Source organism: Clostridiales bacterium, assembly GCA_018333995.1.
Lineage (GTDB): Bacteria > Actinomycetota > Coriobacteriia > Anaerosomatales > SLCP01 > JAGXSG01.
In genome coordinates, this window is sequence record JAGXSG010000011.1 from 1 (window position 1) to 16,523 (window position 16,523).

Below are 16,523 nucleotides of genomic sequence, written 5' to 3' on the forward strand. Positions count from 1 at the left end.
GGCCGGTGATGGTAAAGACGTCTTCGACGGCCATGAGGAAGGGCTTTTCGATGTCGCGGGCAGGCTGGGGAATGAAGGTGTCGACCGCCTCCATGAGCTCCCAGATCGCTCCTTTGGCATCCTCATCGCCCTCAAGGGCCTTGAGGGCCGAGCCCTTGATGACCGGCGTGTCGTCACCGGGAAACTCGTACTCGGAGAGCAGCTCGCGGACCTCGAGCTCGACGAGCTCAAGGAGCTCAGGATCGTCGACCATGTCGACTTTGTTGAGGAACACGACGATGTGGGGCACCCCGACCTGGCGGGCGAGCAGGATGTGCTCGCGGGTCTGGGGCATCGGGCCGTCGGCGGCCGACACGACAAGGATCGCGCCGTCCATCTGGGCCGCGCCGGTGATCATGTTCTTGACGTAGTCGGCGTGGCCGGGGCAGTCAACGTGCGCGTAGTGGCGGTTCTCGCTTTCGTACTCCACGTGGGCGATGGCGATGGTGATGCCGCGCTCGCGCTCCTCGGGGGCCTTATCGATCTGGTCGAACGGGGTGAAGTCCGCAAGGCCCTTCTCGGCCAGCGTCTTGGTGATCGCGGCGGTCAGGGTGGTCTTGCCGTGGTCGACGTGACCGATGGTGCCGATGTTGACGTGCGGCTTGGTGCGCTCGAACTTCTTCTTCGCCATGATTAACTCTCCTAGACCTCTCCGCCTACTTTGGCCACGATCTCTGCCGCAACTGACTTAGGAACTGGCTCGTACGCCTTGAACTGCATCGTATACGCGGCACGTCCCTGCGTGCGTGAACGCAAGTCCGTGGCGTATCCAAACATCTCCGAGAGAGGCACCTTGCCGCGAATCACCTGCGCGTTGCCACGCGGCTCCATGCCCTCGATGTGTCCGCGACGACTCGACAGGTCACCCATGACATCGCCCATGAAGTCCTCAGGCGTGACGACCTCGACCGCCATGACCGGTTCGAGCAATACCGGAGCGGAGCGCCTGAGCGCCTCCTTGATCGCCATGGAGCCGGCGATCTTGAATGCCATCTCTGACGAGTCGACCTCATGGTATGAGCCGTCGATCAGCTCGATTGCCACATCGACGACCGGATATCCCGCCACGACGCCCGAGCTGAGCGCCTCCTGGATACCCTTGTCGGTCGCCGGAATATACTCCTTGGGGATCGCGCCGCCGACGATCTTGTTCTCGAACAGATAGCCTTCACCAGGCTCGCGCGGGGCGACATTGATGACTACGTGGCCGTACTGGCCGCGACCGCCGGTCTGACGCGCAAACTTGTGATCCACGTTCTCAACACGCTTGCCGGCGGTCTCCCGGTAGGCGACTTGCGGCTTGCCCACATTCGCCTCGACCTTGAACTCGCGCAAGAGGCGGTCGACGATGACCTCCAGGTGAAGTTCGCCCATCCCAGCGATGATCGTCTGGCCGGTCTCCGTGTCTGTACGGACACGGAAGGTTGGATCCTCCTCGGCAAGCTTAGAAAGCGAGAGCGAGAGCTTCTCTTGCTCGGCCTTGGTCTTGGGCTCGATCGCGATATCGATGACTGGATCAGGGAAGACCATTGACTCAAGCAGCACCTGAGAGTCCTCGGCGCACAGCGTGTCGCCGGTAGTGGTGTTCTTGAGGCCCACGGCGGCAACAATATCGCCTGCCGAGACCGACTGCACGTCTTCACGGTGGTTCGCATGCATCGCAAGCAGCCGTCCAACGCGCTCTTTGTGGCCTTTGGTCGAGTTGAGAACGTAAGATCCCGCTTCCATCGAGCCCGAATAGACACGGAAGTAGGTCAGTTTGCCGACGTACGGGTCGGTCATGACTTTGAACGCGAGAGCCGAGAACGGCGCCTTGGGGTCCGGCGGGCGCTCGACCTCCGCGCCGGTCTTGATGTCCGTCCCCTTGATAGCGGGGATATCGAGAGGTGAGGGCAGATAGTCGAGGACCGCGTCGAGCAACGATTGGACGCCCTTGTTCTTGAACGACGCGCCGCACACCACCGGGGTTATCGCAACATCGACACACGCGTGGCGCAGCGCCGCCTTGAGTTCTGCGACCGAGATCTCCTCCTCGGCGAAGAACTTCTCGAGCAGCGCGTCATCGTACTCGGCGGCAGCCTCAACGAGCTCCTGACGGTAAATCTCGGCCTCATCCGCCAGTTCCGCGGGAATCTCGCCAACCGTGGGATTGATGCCCTTATCGTCTTCGTTGAAGTGGATAGCGTGCATCTCGACAAGGTCGATGATCCCGGTGAATCGGTCTTCCGCACCGATCGGCAACTGCAACAAGACCGGCCGCGTGTTGAGCCTGTCCTTCATCATCTGTATGACGTTGAAGAAATCCGCCCCTGTCCTGTCCATCTTGTTGACGTAGGCGATTCGCGGGACACGGTACGTGTCCGCCTGACGCCACACGGTCTCTGATTGCGGCTCGACACCGCCGACCGCGCAAAAGACCGCGCAGGCACCGTCGAGGACGCGAAGAGAGCGCTCGACCTCTACCGTAAAGTCCACGTGGCCGGGCGTATCGATGATCTGGATGCGGTGGTCCTTCCAGAAGCACGTAGTCGCGGCCGAGGTGATCGTGATGCCGCGCTCTTGCTCCTGAATCATCCAGTCCATGGTGGCGGCGCCGTCGTGGACCTCACCGATTTTGTGAGATTTTCCGGTATAGAAAAGGATGCGCTCGGTAGTGGTGGTCTTACCGGCGTCGATGTGAGCCATGATCCCAATGTTGCGGGTCTTGGCGAGTGAGTAGGTTTTAGGCGCCATCGGCTGACATATCCTTACGTGTTGTTCGCGTTCAATACAGTCGAGAAGTAGTGCTTACCAGCGGTAGTGGCTGAACGCACGGTTGGACTCGGCCATCTTGAAGAGATCCTCGCGCTTCTTGACCGAAGAGCCGGTGCTGTTTGCGGCGTCCATGATCTCTGCGGCGAGTCGCTCGGACATGGTCTTCTCACGACGCGAACGGGAGTAGCCTACGATCCAGCGAATCGCGAGGGTGGTAGAACGGCGCGAGTTGACCTCGATGGGGATCTGGTACGTCGCACCGCCGACGCGCTTGGGCCGAACCTCAAGCGTAGGCCGGACATTGTCCATCGCCTTCTTGAACGTGGCGAGCGGATCCGCACCGGACTTGTTCTCGATGATGGCGAACGCGTCGTAGACGATCCTGTCGGCAACCGACTTCTTGCCGTCCCACAGCACCTTGTTGATCAGCTGCGTGACAAGGCGATTATTGTAGACCGGATCAGGCGTGATCTCCCGACGGGCCGCTGCTGCGCGCCTAGGCATTCTCGTATCTCCTCTTGGTCGTCGTACCGGCCACGGACCGCGCCTTAGCGTGACGCGACACCGCAGACACCTTGTCTCAGCTGGACTTCTTCACGCCATAACGCGAGCGGGCCTGGTTGCGGTTACCCACGCCAGCGCAGTCGAGCGCCGCGCGCACGATCTTGTAGCGAACACCCGGAAGATCCTTCACCCGGCCACCACGCACGAGCACGATGGAGTGTTCCTGAAGGTTGTGGCCAATGCCCGGGATGTAGGCGGTGACCTCCATTCCGTGAGTGAGCCTCACGCGGGCGACCTTGCGCAGCGCCGAGTTCGGCTTCTTGGGTGTGGTGGTGTACACACGGGTGCACACGCCACGCTTCTGCGGGTTGCCCTTCAGTGCGGGAGTCGCGCTCTTGCTCGCCTTCGCGCTGCGGCCCTTGCGGACCAGCTGGTTGATCGTAGGCAACGTGCTCTCCTTCTACTCGATACCGCTATCATTCCTGCCCAGTGCACACGGACACGCGCGCACCGCGCGTCAAGTCGCAACGACGAACTTTAGCAACACCGAACGGCGTTGTCAAACGCCACGCATCCGGGCGTATCCATACCCGTACTACAACGTGATCGCGGAAGCGGGGACCCGTCCTGGGACCCCGCTTCCGATTCCTTACAGCCTATGCCGCCACGAGTGTCACTCGGGCAGCGAAGCGCCCCTCTCGGCGAGTGCGAACTCGAGTTCGTCGATCGCCTTTGCGCCGATACCAGGCACGTTGTAGAGCTCGTTCCGGCTACGCAACAGCACATCTCCCACCGTCACGACACCCGCCTCCACGAACTTCGTCACCCAGCGGGTCGCGATGCCGATCTCTTCGAGCGTCATCTCATTCAACCCGTCGGCGAGCGCCGCCACAGGCACGGCCTCGTCCATCAACGCCGATGCGGACGCTGCCGCTTCCGGCTCGAACACGGTGCCGATAAAGTCCGACACATCCACGTCACCGGCCTCGGAATCCAGGTCCGCGAAGAACTCCTCGGCGTCATCGACTCCAAACGCTGAGGAGCTCGAGACCGTGGGGCCTGGAAGGAGTGCTTCGATCTCACGCAACTCATCAGGAGCAAACTCCGGCAGCGAACCCTCATCTGGCCTCGTCCACTCGGCACTTCGTCCCTTGTAGGTGAGCTTGATCGAGCGGTACCGCCTCATGCCCGTCGCCGCCGGGATGAGCTTGCCGATGATGACGTTCTCTTTGAGGCCGAGCAGGTTGTCCTCTTTGCCCGCGATCGCCGCGTCGGTCAGGACGCGAGTCGTCTCCTGGAAGGATGCCGCCGACAGGTAGCTCTCAGTCGCAAGCGACGCCTTGGTGATGCCGAGCAAGACCGGCATGCCGTTTGCCAGCTCCGCGCCGTCGGCAACGAGTTCTTCGTTGGCCTGCGCGAACACGAACCTGTCCACAAGCTGTCCGGGAAGCCACTCCGTGTCGCCCGGCTCCTGCACGGTGACCTTCCGCAACATCTGTCGCGCGATCACCTCGATATGCTTGTCGTTGATGTCAACACCCTGGCTCCGGTAAACCTCCTGGACCTGCGCCACGATGTAGCGGAGAACCGCACCCGGCCCCTTGAGCTCGAGCAAGTCGTGCGGGTTGATCGAGCCCTCGGTCAGCTGCTGGCCCACCTCAACAACGACACCGTCGACGATACCGTGTCGCAAGCGCGCCCGGCGAGGCACAGTGTATGAACGCTCAGTGCCCTCGGCATCCTTCACGATGAGCTCACGAGAGCGGTCGGCGTCGTGAATGGTGAGGATACCTGATATCTCCGCGAGGACCGCCTCACCTTTTGGTTTACGCGCCTCGAAGAGCTCCGTAACACGGGGCAGACCGTGAGTGATGTCCTCGCCCGCGACACCTCCGGTGTGGAAGGTGCGCATCGTGAGCTGAGTGCCCGGCTCACCGATCGACTGCGCCGCTATGATCCCAACAGCTGTGCCGATATCGATCGGCAGTCTGGTCGCGAGGTCCCACCCGTAGCACGACTGGCATATGCCGTGGCGTGCATGGCACGTCATGACGGTGCGCACGACAAGCGACTCGACACCGGCATCCACAAGCGCAACCAGGTCTTCTTCACCTGCAATAAACTCGCCGGCTTCGATGAGGACCTCACCGGTCGCGGGGTGGACAGCCGCCTCAAGGAGACAACGTCCGATCAGATTGTTGTCTACCACCGCAGGATTGGAAAGCGACGTAACACCGAAAGGCACGCCTTCGTCTGTTTCGCAGTCACTCTCGCGCACGATGACGTCTTGGGCGACATCAACCAGACGGCGAGTGAGATAGCCAGAGTCCGCCGTACGCAACGCCGTGTCGGCGAGACCCTTGCGGGCTCCGTGTGTCGAGACAAAGTACTCTAGGACCGACAGTCCCTCTCGGAAGTTCGCCTTGATTGGACGGTCGAGGATTTCGCCCTTGGGGTTGGCCATGAGGCCGCGCATTCCCGCAAGCTGACGAATCTGCTTGATGTTTCCTCGCGCACCGGAGTGCGCCATCATGAATATCGGGTTGAACGGCTCGAAGTTGGCGGCCATGGCGTCACCGACCTCATCGGTCGCGCGGGTCCACACCTCGACGATCTGACGGTGCCGCTCCTCAGCTGTGATGAGTCCGCGTTCGTACTGCTGGACGATCGTGTCGACTTCCTTTTGAGCTGCCGCGAGTATCTCGTCTTTGGACTCGGGGATCTTCGCATCGTAGACAGACACAGTCAGGCCCGCCCGTGTCGCGTAGTGGAACCCGAGACGCTTGAGCTCATCGAGGGTGACCTGCATCTGGTTCGTCGAGTAACGGATGGCGCACTCTTCGACGATGCTCGAAACACCCTTCTTGTCGATCTCGTGATTGATGAACGGGAAATCTGCCGGGAGCGACTTGTTGAAGATGATCCGGCCAACCGTCGTCTCGATCCGCTCTCCAGCGGCGCGATCCACGTGCGAGCCGTCGTCAAGCTCCACCACGGTGCTCTCAGTCAGGCGCACTCGGATCTTGGCCTGCAGATCCAGACCGCTTCGGCTGTCATACGCGAGCATCGCTTCGCCGAAATCGTAGAAGACACGGCCTTCGCCGGGCATGCCCTCTCGCATAGCGGTGAGGTAGTACAAGCCAATAACCATGTCCTGCGTGGGCGTCGTAAGCGGGCGCCCGTGCGCCGGTGACTTGATGTTGTTGGTGGACAGCATGAGGACACGGGCCTCGGCCTGAGCCTCCGCAGAGAGGGGGACGTGGACCGCCATTTGATCACCGTCGAAGTCAGCGTTGAACGCTGTGCACACGAGGGGATGGATGCGGATCGCCTTGCCCTCCACGAGAACCGGCTCGAACGCCTGGATGCCGAGACGATGGAGGGTGGGCGCCCGGTTGAGCAGTACCGGATGGCCGGAGATGACTTCCTCAAGAACGTCCCACACGACGCCTTTGCCCCGATCCACCATACGCTTGGCGCTCTTAATGTTTTGCGCGTGGTCGAGATCGACAAGGCGCTTCATGACAAACGGCTTGAAGAGCTCGAGCGCCATCGCCTTGGGAAGACCGCACTGGTGAAGCTTCAGCTCCGGTCCGACCACAATTACCGAGCGGCCCGAGTAGTCAACGCGCTTTCCGAGAAGGTTCTGACGGAAACGGCCTTGCTTGCCCTTTAACATGTCCGAGATGGACTTGAGGGGGCGGTTGCCGGGGCCCGTCACCGGACGGCCGCGACGTCCATTGTCGAACAGCGCGTCTACCGCCTCTTGAAGCATGCGCTTCTCGTTGTTGACAATGATCTCCGGCGCACCGAGATCAAGAAGCCGCTTCAAGCGGTTGTTGCGGTTGATGACGCGGCGATAAAGATCGTTCAGATCGCTCGTGGCGAACCGGCCGCCGTCGAGTTGGACCATGGGGCGCAGATCAGGCGGTATGACCGGAATCGCGTCAAGAATCATCCACTCGGGACGGTTGGCGCTCGTGCGAAACGCCGCCGCGACCTTCAAGCGCTTGACCGCTTTAGCCCTCTTCTGGCCCTTGCCCTCGCGGATCTGGGTGCGAAGCTCTTCGGTCAGATCGGTGAGATCAACCTGCCTGAGCAGGTCCCTCACCGCCTCCGCTCCCATCCCGCCGCGGAAGTAATCGCCGTAGCGAACCTTGATCTCGCGGTAGAGCGTCTCGTCGTTGATGAGCATCTTGACCGAGAGCTTCTTGAACGCGTCAAACGCGTCGGTGAGCAACTGCGCGCGGTCTGCGTACTCTTCTTCGATGTCCCTGAGGTCGCGCTCCGCCTCCTTCTCAAGCTTCTTGACGCGGTCGCCCACGGCCACCTCACCGTCGAGCTCCTCGCCCTCCTCGGGCTCAAGCTCTCCTTTTGCGATGGCGATCGACCGATCACGCTCAGCAATCACGGCGGCGACCTCTTCGGCCTTCTCCGCCTCGAGCTGATCCATGTCGGCAACCAGCTCCTCTTTGAGCATGTCGTGGTCCCGCTCGCGGTCCTCCTCATTGACGTTCGTGATGATGGAACTCGCGAAGTACAGCACTTTCTCAAGGTCCTTCGGCGCGATGTCGAGGAGGTAGCCGAGACGGCTCGGCACGCCCTTGAAGTACCAGATATGACTTACCGGGGCGGCGAGCTCCACGTGGCCCATGCGGTCGCGCCGTACCTTGGCACGTGTGACTTCAACACCGCATCGTTCACACACGATGCCCTTGAAGCGGACGCGCTTGTACTTGCCGCAGTGGCACTCCCAGTCCTTGGTCGGACCGAAGATCTTCTCGCAGAACAGGCCATCCTTCTCGGGCTTGAGCGTACGGTAGTTGATGGTCTCCGGCTTCTTGACCTCGCCGCGTGACCACTGGCGGATCTGCTCGGATGACGCCAGCCCAATCCTTAGCCTATCGAAATTGTTCACATCGACGTCGAGCAAGGTCTACTCCTCCTTGTCGCTGTCATCGGAGCCATCCAGCACATCGCCCAAGTCGAGAGCGGATATATCGCTCTCGATGAGCTCCTCCAGCGCATCGGTGCTAGTCAACTCGTCCCCATCTCCTCCGCTAAGATCAAGCCCGATCTCCTCGGCGGTCTTGAAGATGTCTTCATCATCGTCTTTAAGCACGACCTCGCCGCCATCCTCGGTAAGGATCTCGACGTCAAGACAGAGCGACTGCATCTCCTTGACGAGCACCTTAAACGACTCCGGAATTCCTGGCTCGGGGATGTTCTCACCTTTGACAATCGCCTCGTAGGCCTTGACGCGGCCTAGCACATCGTCAGATTTCACAGTCAGAATCTCCTGCAGCACGTACGCCGCACCGTATGCGTAAAGCGCCCAGACTTCCATCTCGCCGAATCGCTGACCGCCGAACTGCGCCTTGCCGCCGAGCGGCTGCTGCGTGATCAATGAGTACGGACCTGTCGACCGTGCATGAATCTTGTCGTCTACGAGGTGGAGGAGCTTCAGCATGTATATCTGGCCCACCGTGACCGGTTCGCGGAACGGCTCGCCCGTGCGCCCGTCGTAGAGAGCCGTCTTGCCTTCACGGGAAATCTGCGGCACGAACTGCTCGAATGCCTGCTCACCGTGACGCCTACGGGCCTTGAGGAGCATGTTCACGTTGGCACGCTCAATGACGTCGGAAATCTCGGCCTCACTCGCACCGTCAAAGACCGGTGTCGCCACATGGATTGGGCCGTCGACCGGCTCGGTCTGCTTCTCTTCGTCGCTCCAGCCAGCGTGCGCCGCCCATCCGAGATGGGTCTCGAGTAGCTGGCCAACATTCATTCGCGAAGGGACGCCAAGGGGATTCAATATGATGTCGACGGGAGTGCCATCGGCCATGAAAGGCATGTCCTCGACAGGGAGGATCTTTGCGATAACCCCCTTGTTGCCGTGACGCCCCGCGAGCTTATCGCCTTCGGAGATCTTGCGCTTCTGCGCGACATAGACTCTGACAAGCTCGTTGACTCCGGGCGACAGATCGTCTCCTGCGTCGCGACTGAATGTCCTCACCGAGATGACCCTGCCAGTCTCGCCGTGGGGGACCTTAAGCGACGTATCACGCACCTCACGCGCCTTCTCGCCGAAGATCGCGCGCAGCAAGCGTTCCTCGGCGGTCAACTCGGTCTCGCCCTTGGGGGTCACCTTGCCCACCAGAACGTCGCCCGGGAAGACCTCCGCGCCCACTCTAATGACACCGGTCTCATCAAGGTTGGCGAGAACCTCTTCACCGACGTTGGGAATCTCGCGGGTGATCTCCTCGGAACCAAGTTTGGTGTCGCGCGCCTCGACCTCGTACTCCTCGATGTGGATCGAGGTCATGACATCTTCTTTGACGAGCCGCTCGGAGAGGATAATCGCGTCCTCGTAGTTGTAGCCCTCCCATGGCATGAACGCCACGAGCAGATTCTGGCCAAGGCCAAGTTCTCCCAGCTCCGAGGAGGGGCCATCGGCAAGAATGTCACCCTCTCCGACCGGATCACCCTCCGCGATGATCGGGCGGTGGTTGATACAGGTCCCCTGATTCGAGCGCATGAACTTGGGGAGGTGATACTCATCGATGCTGTGGTCCTCCGAGCGGACTACGATCATCGAGCTGTCGACGTACTCGACTAATCCCGGGCGCTTGGCGAGATACATCTCGCCGGTATCGATCGCGGCCCGATGCTCCATCCCTGTTCCAACCAACGGGGACGACGGCTTGAGAAGCGGCACCGCCTGGCGTTGCATGTTCGATCCCATGAGAGCCCGGTTTGCATCGTCGTGCTCGAGAAACGGGATGAGAGCCGTCGCCACTGAGACGATTTGGCGCGGCGAGACATCCATGTAGTCGACCCGCTCGGGCTCGACATCGATGGGTTCTCCGCCCTTCTTGATGCACAGCACGCGATCGTTGACGAACTTGCGTGTCTTGGGATCGAAGATCTCGGTCGCCTGCGCGATGACGTAGCGCTCCTCGACATCGGCGGTAAGATACTCGACCTCATCGGTGACCTTACCCTTCACGACCTTCCGGTATGGGGTCTCGATGAAGCCGTAGGGGTTGATCCGCGCGAACGTGGCGAGCGAGCCGATGAGCCCGATGTTGGGACCTTCCGGCGTCTCGATCGGACACATGCGGCCGTAGTGCGAAGGATGCACGTCACGCACTTCGAAGCCGGCTCTCTCGCGCGAAAGACCCCCGGGCCCGAGCGCCGAGAGGCGGCGCTTATGCGTCAACCCGGCTATCGGATTGGTCTGATCCATGAACTGCGAGAGCTGTGACGAGCCGAAAAACTCCTTGATCGACGCCACGATCGGACGAATGTTGATGAGCGACTGTGGCGTTATCTCGTCTACGTCTTGGGTGGTCATGCGCTCACGCACGACCCGCTCCATGCGCGCGAGGCCGATGCGGAACTGGTTTTGGATGAGCTCGCCAACACTGCGAATACGGCGATTGCCGAAGTGGTCGATGTCGTCCACATCGTAACCCTCAGCGTCCTCCCAGAGCCGCACAAGGTAGCGCACGACTGCCAGAACATCCTCGTTGGTGAGAGTGGACTGGTTCATCGGCAGATCAAGCTCGAGCTTCTTGTTGAGCTTGTAGCGGCCAACCTTGGCGAGGTCATACCGCTGCGGGTTGAAGAACAGGCCCTCAAGAAGCGAGCGGGCCGACTCCACGGTAGGCGGCTCACCGGGCCTCAGACGCTTATATATCTCGATAAGCGCCTCCTCGCGCGTCTCCGTGAAGTCGCGGTCGAGCGTACGCTCGATGCACTCGGCGCCGCCGAACAGCTCGAGGATCTCCTCACGAGTCTCAGCGATACCGAGCGCCTTGACGAGAATCGTGACCGGCTGCTTCCGCTTCCGGTCGACTCGCACACTCACGATGTCGCGGCGATCGGTTTCCAACTCGAGCCACGCGCCACGCGCAGGTATGACCTTGGCGGTGTAGAACGCCTTGTCACTCGTTTTGTCGAGTTCCTGGGAGTAGTAGACCCCCGGCGAGCGCACCAGCTGGGAGACCACAACGCGCTCTGTACCGTTGATGACAAAGGTGCCGCGGTCTGTCATGAGCGGAAAATCGCCCATGAAGACTTGCTGCTCCTTTATCTCACCGGTCTCTTTGTTGATGAAGCGCACCTCGACAAAGAGGGGCGCCTGATACGACATGTCCTTTTCCTTGCACTCCTCGACGGAGTACTTAGGATCACCGAACTCGTGACCGCCAAACTCGACCGCGAGATTGCCGGTGAAGTCCTCAATAGGCGAGACATCGGAGAACGTCTCGTTCAGGCCCTCTGCAAGGAACCAGTCGAAACTGTCTCTCTGGATCGCGATGAGATTGGGGACTTCGAGCATCTCGGGAATACGTGCGAACGTGCGGCGGTTTCGAAGACCGGAGTGTACGACGGGGGAACCTTCTCCGCGGGGCACCAGGCGATTCCTCCTTCAGGCGTAGAGGCGGTATAGCAGAGTCGCAAAAATGTAGAATACCCAAACATCATATGCGAGTCAATTATTGCGAGCGGTCATTGCGCGTGATCTCTTGCGAGCAGAGCCGATTCGGAGCCGCTCCGGAGCCGCTTCTCACATTAAGGGGCACCGAAGGCCGGACTGCGTCAACGCAGCCCGGCCGTGACTCCTGTAACGCGGCCTCGAACCGCACGAGGGGGCCGGATCGACGGTTCGCGATAAGAATCTACTTGATCTCGATGGCGGCGCCTGCCTCTTCAAGCTTCGCCTTGACCTCCTCGGCCTTCTCCTTGTTGACACCTTCGAACACAGGCTTCGGAGCTCCGTCGACGAGATCCTTCGCCTCCTTCAGGCCGAGTGAGGTCAGTTCACGCACGACCTTGATCACCTGGATCTTCTTGTCGCCCGCTCCGACCAAGACTACATCAAAACTGTCCTTCTCCTCCACCACCTCGGCTTCGGCGGCAGGACCTGCGACCGCAACAGCGACAGGAGCCGCCGCTGAAACGCCAAAGACTTCCTCGAGCTCCTTGACGAGCTCAGCAAGCTCGAGAGCCGGTGCTTGCTTGATGTACTCCAAAACCTCATCCTTGCTGATAGCCATCGCGCATTCTCTCCTTCGCTTCTCGGGCACCGAAGAGGTGCCTCCTGTTCATGGGGTACTGGACGTTCAGGCCGCGGCTTTCTGTTGAGCTATCGCGTCGAGGGCGCGGGCAAGCGCGCCGACCGGGGCGTTGAGGATTCTGACCGTGTTCGTCATCGGGTTGAGCATGACGCCAAGCAGCTTGGCGATGAGCTCCTCGCGCGAAGGTAGCGACGCGATAGTCTTGATCGCCTCCATGTCCACAATCGCGTTTTGGACAAACCCGCCCTTAACCTGAAGGGCTTTGTGGTCCTTCGCAAAACCCATGACGGCCTTTGCCGGCGCCACCGGATCATCGGCGGCGAAAATGAACACCGTAGGTCCTACGAGGTACTCATCCATTGACGGCAGTGCGAGCTCTCGCACCGCGATCTCAGCCAGCCGGTTCTTGTAGACTTTCACGTCGCCGCCGACGTGCCGGACCGCGTGACGCAGATCCCGCATGTCGCGTACGGACAGACCGCGGTAATCGGCCATTATCACGCCCGCACTGCCGGCAAAACGATCCTTGATCTCGGTGACCTTGTCCGCCTTTTGAGTTGTCGGCATCTACTTCCCTCCTTTCGTCACGCACGTTCAACCTCCATGCGAAGCGTGGGCCTCGCATCGTGGGCCACGAAAAACGAACGTGGCCCCCGCCGGGGTGCGGCGGAGGCCACGAGCTCATTTGCTCGGCTGGAACCGCGATCTCCGGTTGCCCGGATCGTGCGGTCGGCTTCCACCTCGGCTGGCGGACCTGCTTGGCTTCTGGTCCATCAAGCCCGGATGCCCGGGCGCCTGCTGTCTTCGGCAGCGGTCTGGTGCGATCTATCGTTGTCAGGTGCGCACGTTAGTATGCACGCTACGGGGTCCGTACGCAATCCCCAAAACCGGCTTCGGGCTGCAAACTCATCGCGACGGCAAGTGTCGGCACGACTCGGTGGCGGCGCTACGGCGCAGGTGTCTCTTCGAGCAAGTTGCGTACTCGAAGCGTGTCGACCTTCACACCGGGACCCATCGTGCTCGCGAGCGTGATCGACTTCAAATAGCGGCCTTTCGACGACGACGGCTTCGCCCGGCTAATCTCATCGAGCACAGTCGCGTAGTTCTCGACGAGGGCCACCTCATCGAACGAGACCCTTCCGATGGACACGTGAGCGATACCGTACTTGTCAGCGCGGTACTCGACCTTGCCAGCCTTCAGCTCACCCACGACTCGGCCGACATCCATCGTCACCGTGCCAAGCTTCGGGTTGGGCATGAGTCCTCGCGTGCCGAGAATCTTGCCCAAACGGCCCACCTTACTCATCTGGTCGGGCGTCGCAACTGTTGCGTCAAAGTCGAGAAAGCCGCCCTGGATCCGCTCGACGAGATCATCTGAGCCTACGACCTCCGCGCCTGCCGCCTCAGCTTCGCGAGCCTTCTCGCCTTCGGCAAATACGGCAACGCGCACCGTCTTGCCGGTACCGTGCGGAAGCGAAACACTGCCGCGGACTTGCTGGTCGGCTTGACGGGTGTCTACGCCGAGTCGAAAGTGGGCCTCCACGCTCTCATCGAATCCAGCGGATGCGACCTCTTTGACGAGACGAACCGCATCGAGCGGCGCGTAGAGCTTGTCACGGTCGACTCTTGCTGCTGCTGCGACGTACTTCTTGCCCTTCTTCATGCTACTCCTCCTCGTGGTCTGGCGGGCGCAGCAAGCGCCCTCCCACATCACACGCCCGTATTAGGACGTGAGCTTGCCGTGCCGAGTCACTCGGCGACTTCGATACCCATCGAGCGAGCGGTGCCAGCGATGATTCTCATGGCGGCGTCGATATCGTTCGCGTTCAGATCAGGCATCTTGGTCTCGGCGATTTCGCGGACTTGATCGCGCGTGACTGTAGCCACTTTCGTGCGGTTTGGTTGCCCCGAGCCGGACTCTATTCCAGCCGCCTTCTTGAGAAGCACCGCGGCGGGCGGAGTCTTGGTGATGAAATCGAATGAGCGGTCCTCGTAGACCGTAATCTCGACCGGGATAATGGTGCCCATCTTGTCCTGCGTAGCGGCGTTGAACGCCTGACAGAACTGCATGATGTTGACCTGGTGCTGGCCGAGCGCGGGACCGACCGGCGGCGCCGGATTGGCCTGTCCCCCGGTGATCTGCAGTTTGATAAATCCTACGGCCTTCTTAGGCATAATGTTGTCTCACGTCCTCAGTCATGGCGCGATGCACGGCGCCGTTCCGTACTGCTCACACGTCTCGAACCGGAGAAGCCGGACGGGGCATCACTCCCGTCTCGCACGGTTCCTCGCGTGCCTATACCTTTGTCACTTGATCGAAACCGAGCTCGACCGGTGTCTCCCTGCCAAAAATGGAGACCATGACCTTCACCTTCGCCTGATCGATGTTCACGTCGGAGATAACCCCGTCGAAATCCGCGAGCGGCCCGGAGACAACCTTGACCGCCATCCCCTCCACGAAATCAGTGGTGGTCGTCTTGTGCTTCGGTCCCGTCTCCGTACGCTGGGCTATGCGAGCATACTCCGAGCGTGACAGGGGAACCGGTTTGCCCTCGGCGCCGACGAAGCCCGTGACCCCAGGAGTGTTACGCACGACGTACCACGAGTCATCATCAAGCTCCATCTGGACCAAGATGTAACCGGGGAAGACCTTCTTCTCCGACGTGACGCGCTTGCCCCCGGCCTTCAGTTCAGTGACGCTCTCCTTGGGAATGAAGACCTCGAATATTTTGTCTTCCATGCCCATTGACTCGATACGGTGCTCGAGATTGGTCTTGACCTTGTTCTCGTAGCCCGAGTAGGTGTGGATCACATACCAGCGCTTCGCCATCGGGCTAACCGCCGATCCTGCTGATGAGACCCATCACGTACACCGACGCCGAGTCGATAATGAACGTGAACACCACAAAGAACGCAAGTGTGATGATGACAACGATGCTCAAGTTGAGCACCTCGTTCCTCGTAGGCCACACCACTCGCCTGAGTTCCGACCGTACGTCACTGACGTATCCCGCCATGCGCGAGAACACGTTTGGCTTAGGTGCGTTCGTCGCCTTTGTCATGTCCTTCTTCCGATCGTTGTTGCCGCTCTCGCGACCCTCATGGGAACCGCCGCGGCGCACTCCCGCGGCGGCATATCGTTCTGGCAGGCCAGGAGGGACTCGAACCCCCAACATCCGGTTTTGGAGACCGGCGCTCTGCCAATTGGAGCTACTGGCCTATGCCGCGCGCACGCAACCCCCTACCGCGTCTCTTTGTGTACGGTGTGGGTCTTGCACCACTTGCAGTGCTTCTTAAACTCAATCCGCTCCGGATTGTTCTGCTTGTTCTTCTTAGTCGTGTAATTGCGGCGTTTGCACTCGGTGCACGCCAGCGTGACCAACGTTCTCATTCGTCCTCCTGCCAGACGCGCGCGCCCCCGAACGGTGACGCGGCGCGGTAGGGTACTCTAGCACCCTGTTTTCAGCACTGTCAAACTCGGTACCCCCGCCTTGAGGCGGCGAAACGGGGTCCGGCTCCGGCCGGACCCCGTTGTGTCCGATATATGGTTCCTTGCTACTTCAATATCTTGATAACGCGGCCCGAGCCCACCGTGCGGCCGCCCTCGCGGATGGCGAAGCGCAAGCCCTCCTCCATGGCGATCGGGGCGATGAGCTCGCCGCGTATCTCCACGTTGTCGCCGGGCATGACCATCTCGGTTCCCTCGGGCAGGTGCGCGACACCGGTCACATCGGTCGTGCGGAAGTAAAACTGCGGACGGTAGCCGTCGAAAAACGGGGTGTGGCGGCCGCCTTCCTCTTTGGTGAGCACGTAGACCTGGCTCATGAACTCGGTGTGGGGAGTGATCGAGCCGGGCTTGCAGAGCACCTGGCCGCGCTCGATGTCGGTGCGCGACACGCCGCGCAAGAGCACGCCGACGTTGTCGCCGGCCTGCGCCTCGTCAAGGAGCTTGCGAAACATCTCGACACCGGTGACGACGGTTTTGTGGGTGTCGCGGATGCCGACGATCTCGACGTCATCGCCAACCTTCACGATGCCGCGCTCGACGCGGCCGGTGGCCACCGTGCCGCGGCCGGTGATGGTAAAGACGTCTTCGACGGCCATGAGGAAGGGCTTTTCGATGTCGCGGGCAGGCTGGGG

General features: G+C 60.9%; 14 protein-coding genes and 1 tRNA gene. All 15 read right to left on the reverse strand.

Annotated features, from left to right (window positions below; all coding sequences use genetic code 11):
• The coding region (locus KGZ40_03925; GenBank protein ID MBS3956663.1) for a GTP-binding protein at positions 1-670 on the reverse strand (670 nt) is incomplete at its 3' end.
• An 11-nt stretch (positions 671-681) separates the two neighbouring features.
• Complete coding sequence (fusA, locus tag KGZ40_03930; GenBank protein MBS3956664.1) at positions 682-2,772, reverse strand: elongation factor G; 2,091 nt, start codon at positions 2,770-2,772, stop codon at positions 682-684.
• 54 nt (positions 2,773-2,826) lie between these two features.
• On the reverse strand, positions 2,827-3,297 hold the full coding sequence (gene rpsG / locus KGZ40_03935) for a 30S ribosomal protein S7 (protein ID MBS3956665.1): 471 nt from the start codon (positions 3,295-3,297) through the stop codon (positions 2,827-2,829).
• A gap of 76 nt (positions 3,298-3,373) precedes the next feature.
• Positions 3,374-3,745 carry a 30S ribosomal protein S12 gene (gene rpsL / locus KGZ40_03940; GenBank protein MBS3956666.1) on the reverse strand — a complete coding sequence of 124 codons (372 nt, stop codon included), beginning with the start codon at positions 3,743-3,745 and terminating at the stop codon, positions 3,374-3,376.
• A 225-nt stretch (positions 3,746-3,970) separates the two neighbouring features.
• Positions 3,971-8,230, reverse strand: coding sequence for a DNA-directed RNA polymerase subunit beta' (locus KGZ40_03945; GenBank protein MBS3956667.1), 4,260 nt, complete (start codon positions 8,228-8,230; stop codon positions 3,971-3,973).
• Between the two features lie 3 nt (positions 8,231-8,233).
• A complete protein-coding gene (locus KGZ40_03950) occupies positions 8,234-11,644 on the reverse strand; it encodes a DNA-directed RNA polymerase subunit beta (GenBank protein MBS3956668.1) in 3,411 nt (1,136 codons plus the stop codon).
• Between the two features lie 340 nt (positions 11,645-11,984).
• On the reverse strand, positions 11,985-12,356 hold the full coding sequence (gene rplL / locus KGZ40_03955; protein ID MBS3956669.1) for a 50S ribosomal protein L7/L12: 372 nt from the start codon (positions 12,354-12,356) through the stop codon (positions 11,985-11,987).
• Positions 12,357-12,428: 72 nt separating this feature from the next.
• Positions 12,429-12,950 carry a 50S ribosomal protein L10 gene (rplJ, locus tag KGZ40_03960; protein ID MBS3956670.1) on the reverse strand — a complete coding sequence of 174 codons (522 nt, stop codon included), beginning with the start codon at positions 12,948-12,950 and terminating at the stop codon, positions 12,429-12,431.
• A 379-nt stretch (positions 12,951-13,329) separates the two neighbouring features.
• Entirely contained in the window at positions 13,330-14,046 is a 717-nt protein-coding gene (gene rplA, locus KGZ40_03965; GenBank protein ID MBS3956671.1) for a 50S ribosomal protein L1, read from the reverse strand.
• Between the two features lie 86 nt (positions 14,047-14,132).
• Entirely contained in the window at positions 14,133-14,558 is a 426-nt protein-coding gene (rplK, locus tag KGZ40_03970) for a 50S ribosomal protein L11 (GenBank protein ID MBS3956672.1), read from the reverse strand.
• A gap of 121 nt (positions 14,559-14,679) precedes the next feature.
• Positions 14,680-15,213, reverse strand: a complete 534-nt coding sequence (gene nusG / locus KGZ40_03975) for a transcription termination/antitermination protein NusG (GenBank protein ID MBS3956673.1) — start codon at positions 15,211-15,213, stop codon at positions 14,680-14,682.
• 4 nt (positions 15,214-15,217) lie between these two features.
• Positions 15,218-15,445, reverse strand: a complete 228-nt coding sequence (gene secE / locus KGZ40_03980; protein MBS3956674.1) for a preprotein translocase subunit SecE — start codon at positions 15,443-15,445, stop codon at positions 15,218-15,220.
• An 81-nt stretch (positions 15,446-15,526) separates the two neighbouring features.
• Positions 15,527-15,603 (reverse strand) — tRNA-Trp (locus KGZ40_03985).
• A 21-nt stretch (positions 15,604-15,624) separates the two neighbouring features.
• Positions 15,625-15,774: a 50S ribosomal protein L33 gene (rpmG, locus tag KGZ40_03990; GenBank protein ID MBS3956675.1), complete on the reverse strand. Its 150-nt coding sequence runs from the start codon at positions 15,772-15,774 to the stop codon at positions 15,625-15,627.
• 164 nt (positions 15,775-15,938) lie between these two features.
• On the reverse strand, positions 15,939-16,523 hold a 585-nt coding region (gene tuf, locus KGZ40_03995; GenBank protein ID MBS3956676.1), incomplete at its 5' end, for an elongation factor Tu.

Bases quoted from the DNA above. Each gene is read 5' to 3' on its own strand.
- fusA (MBS3956664.1), bottom strand. From the start codon at position 2,772: ATGGCGCCTAAAACCTACTCACTCGCCAAGACCCGCAACATTGGGATC.
- rpsG (MBS3956665.1), bottom strand. From the start codon at position 3,297: ATGCCTAGGCGCGCAGCAGCGGCCCGTCGGGAGATCACGCCTGATCCG.
- KGZ40_03950 (MBS3956668.1), bottom strand. From the start codon at position 11,644: ATGCTCGAAGTCCCCAATCTCATCGCGATCCAGAGAGACAGTTTCGAC.
- rplJ (MBS3956670.1), bottom strand. From the start codon at position 12,950: ATGCCGACAACTCAAAAGGCGGACAAGGTCACCGAGATCAAGGATCGT.
- rplA (MBS3956671.1), bottom strand. From the start codon at position 14,046: ATGAAGAAGGGCAAGAAGTACGTCGCAGCAGCAGCAAGAGTCGACCGT.
- rplK (MBS3956672.1), bottom strand. From the start codon at position 14,558: ATGCCTAAGAAGGCCGTAGGATTTATCAAACTGCAGATCACCGGGGGA.
- nusG (MBS3956673.1), bottom strand. From the start codon at position 15,213: ATGGCGAAGCGCTGGTATGTGATCCACACCTACTCGGGCTACGAGAAC.
- secE (MBS3956674.1), bottom strand. From the start codon at position 15,445: ATGACAAAGGCGACGAACGCACCTAAGCCAAACGTGTTCTCGCGCATG.
- rpmG (MBS3956675.1), bottom strand. From the start codon at position 15,774: ATGAGAACGTTGGTCACGCTGGCGTGCACCGAGTGCAAACGCCGCAAT.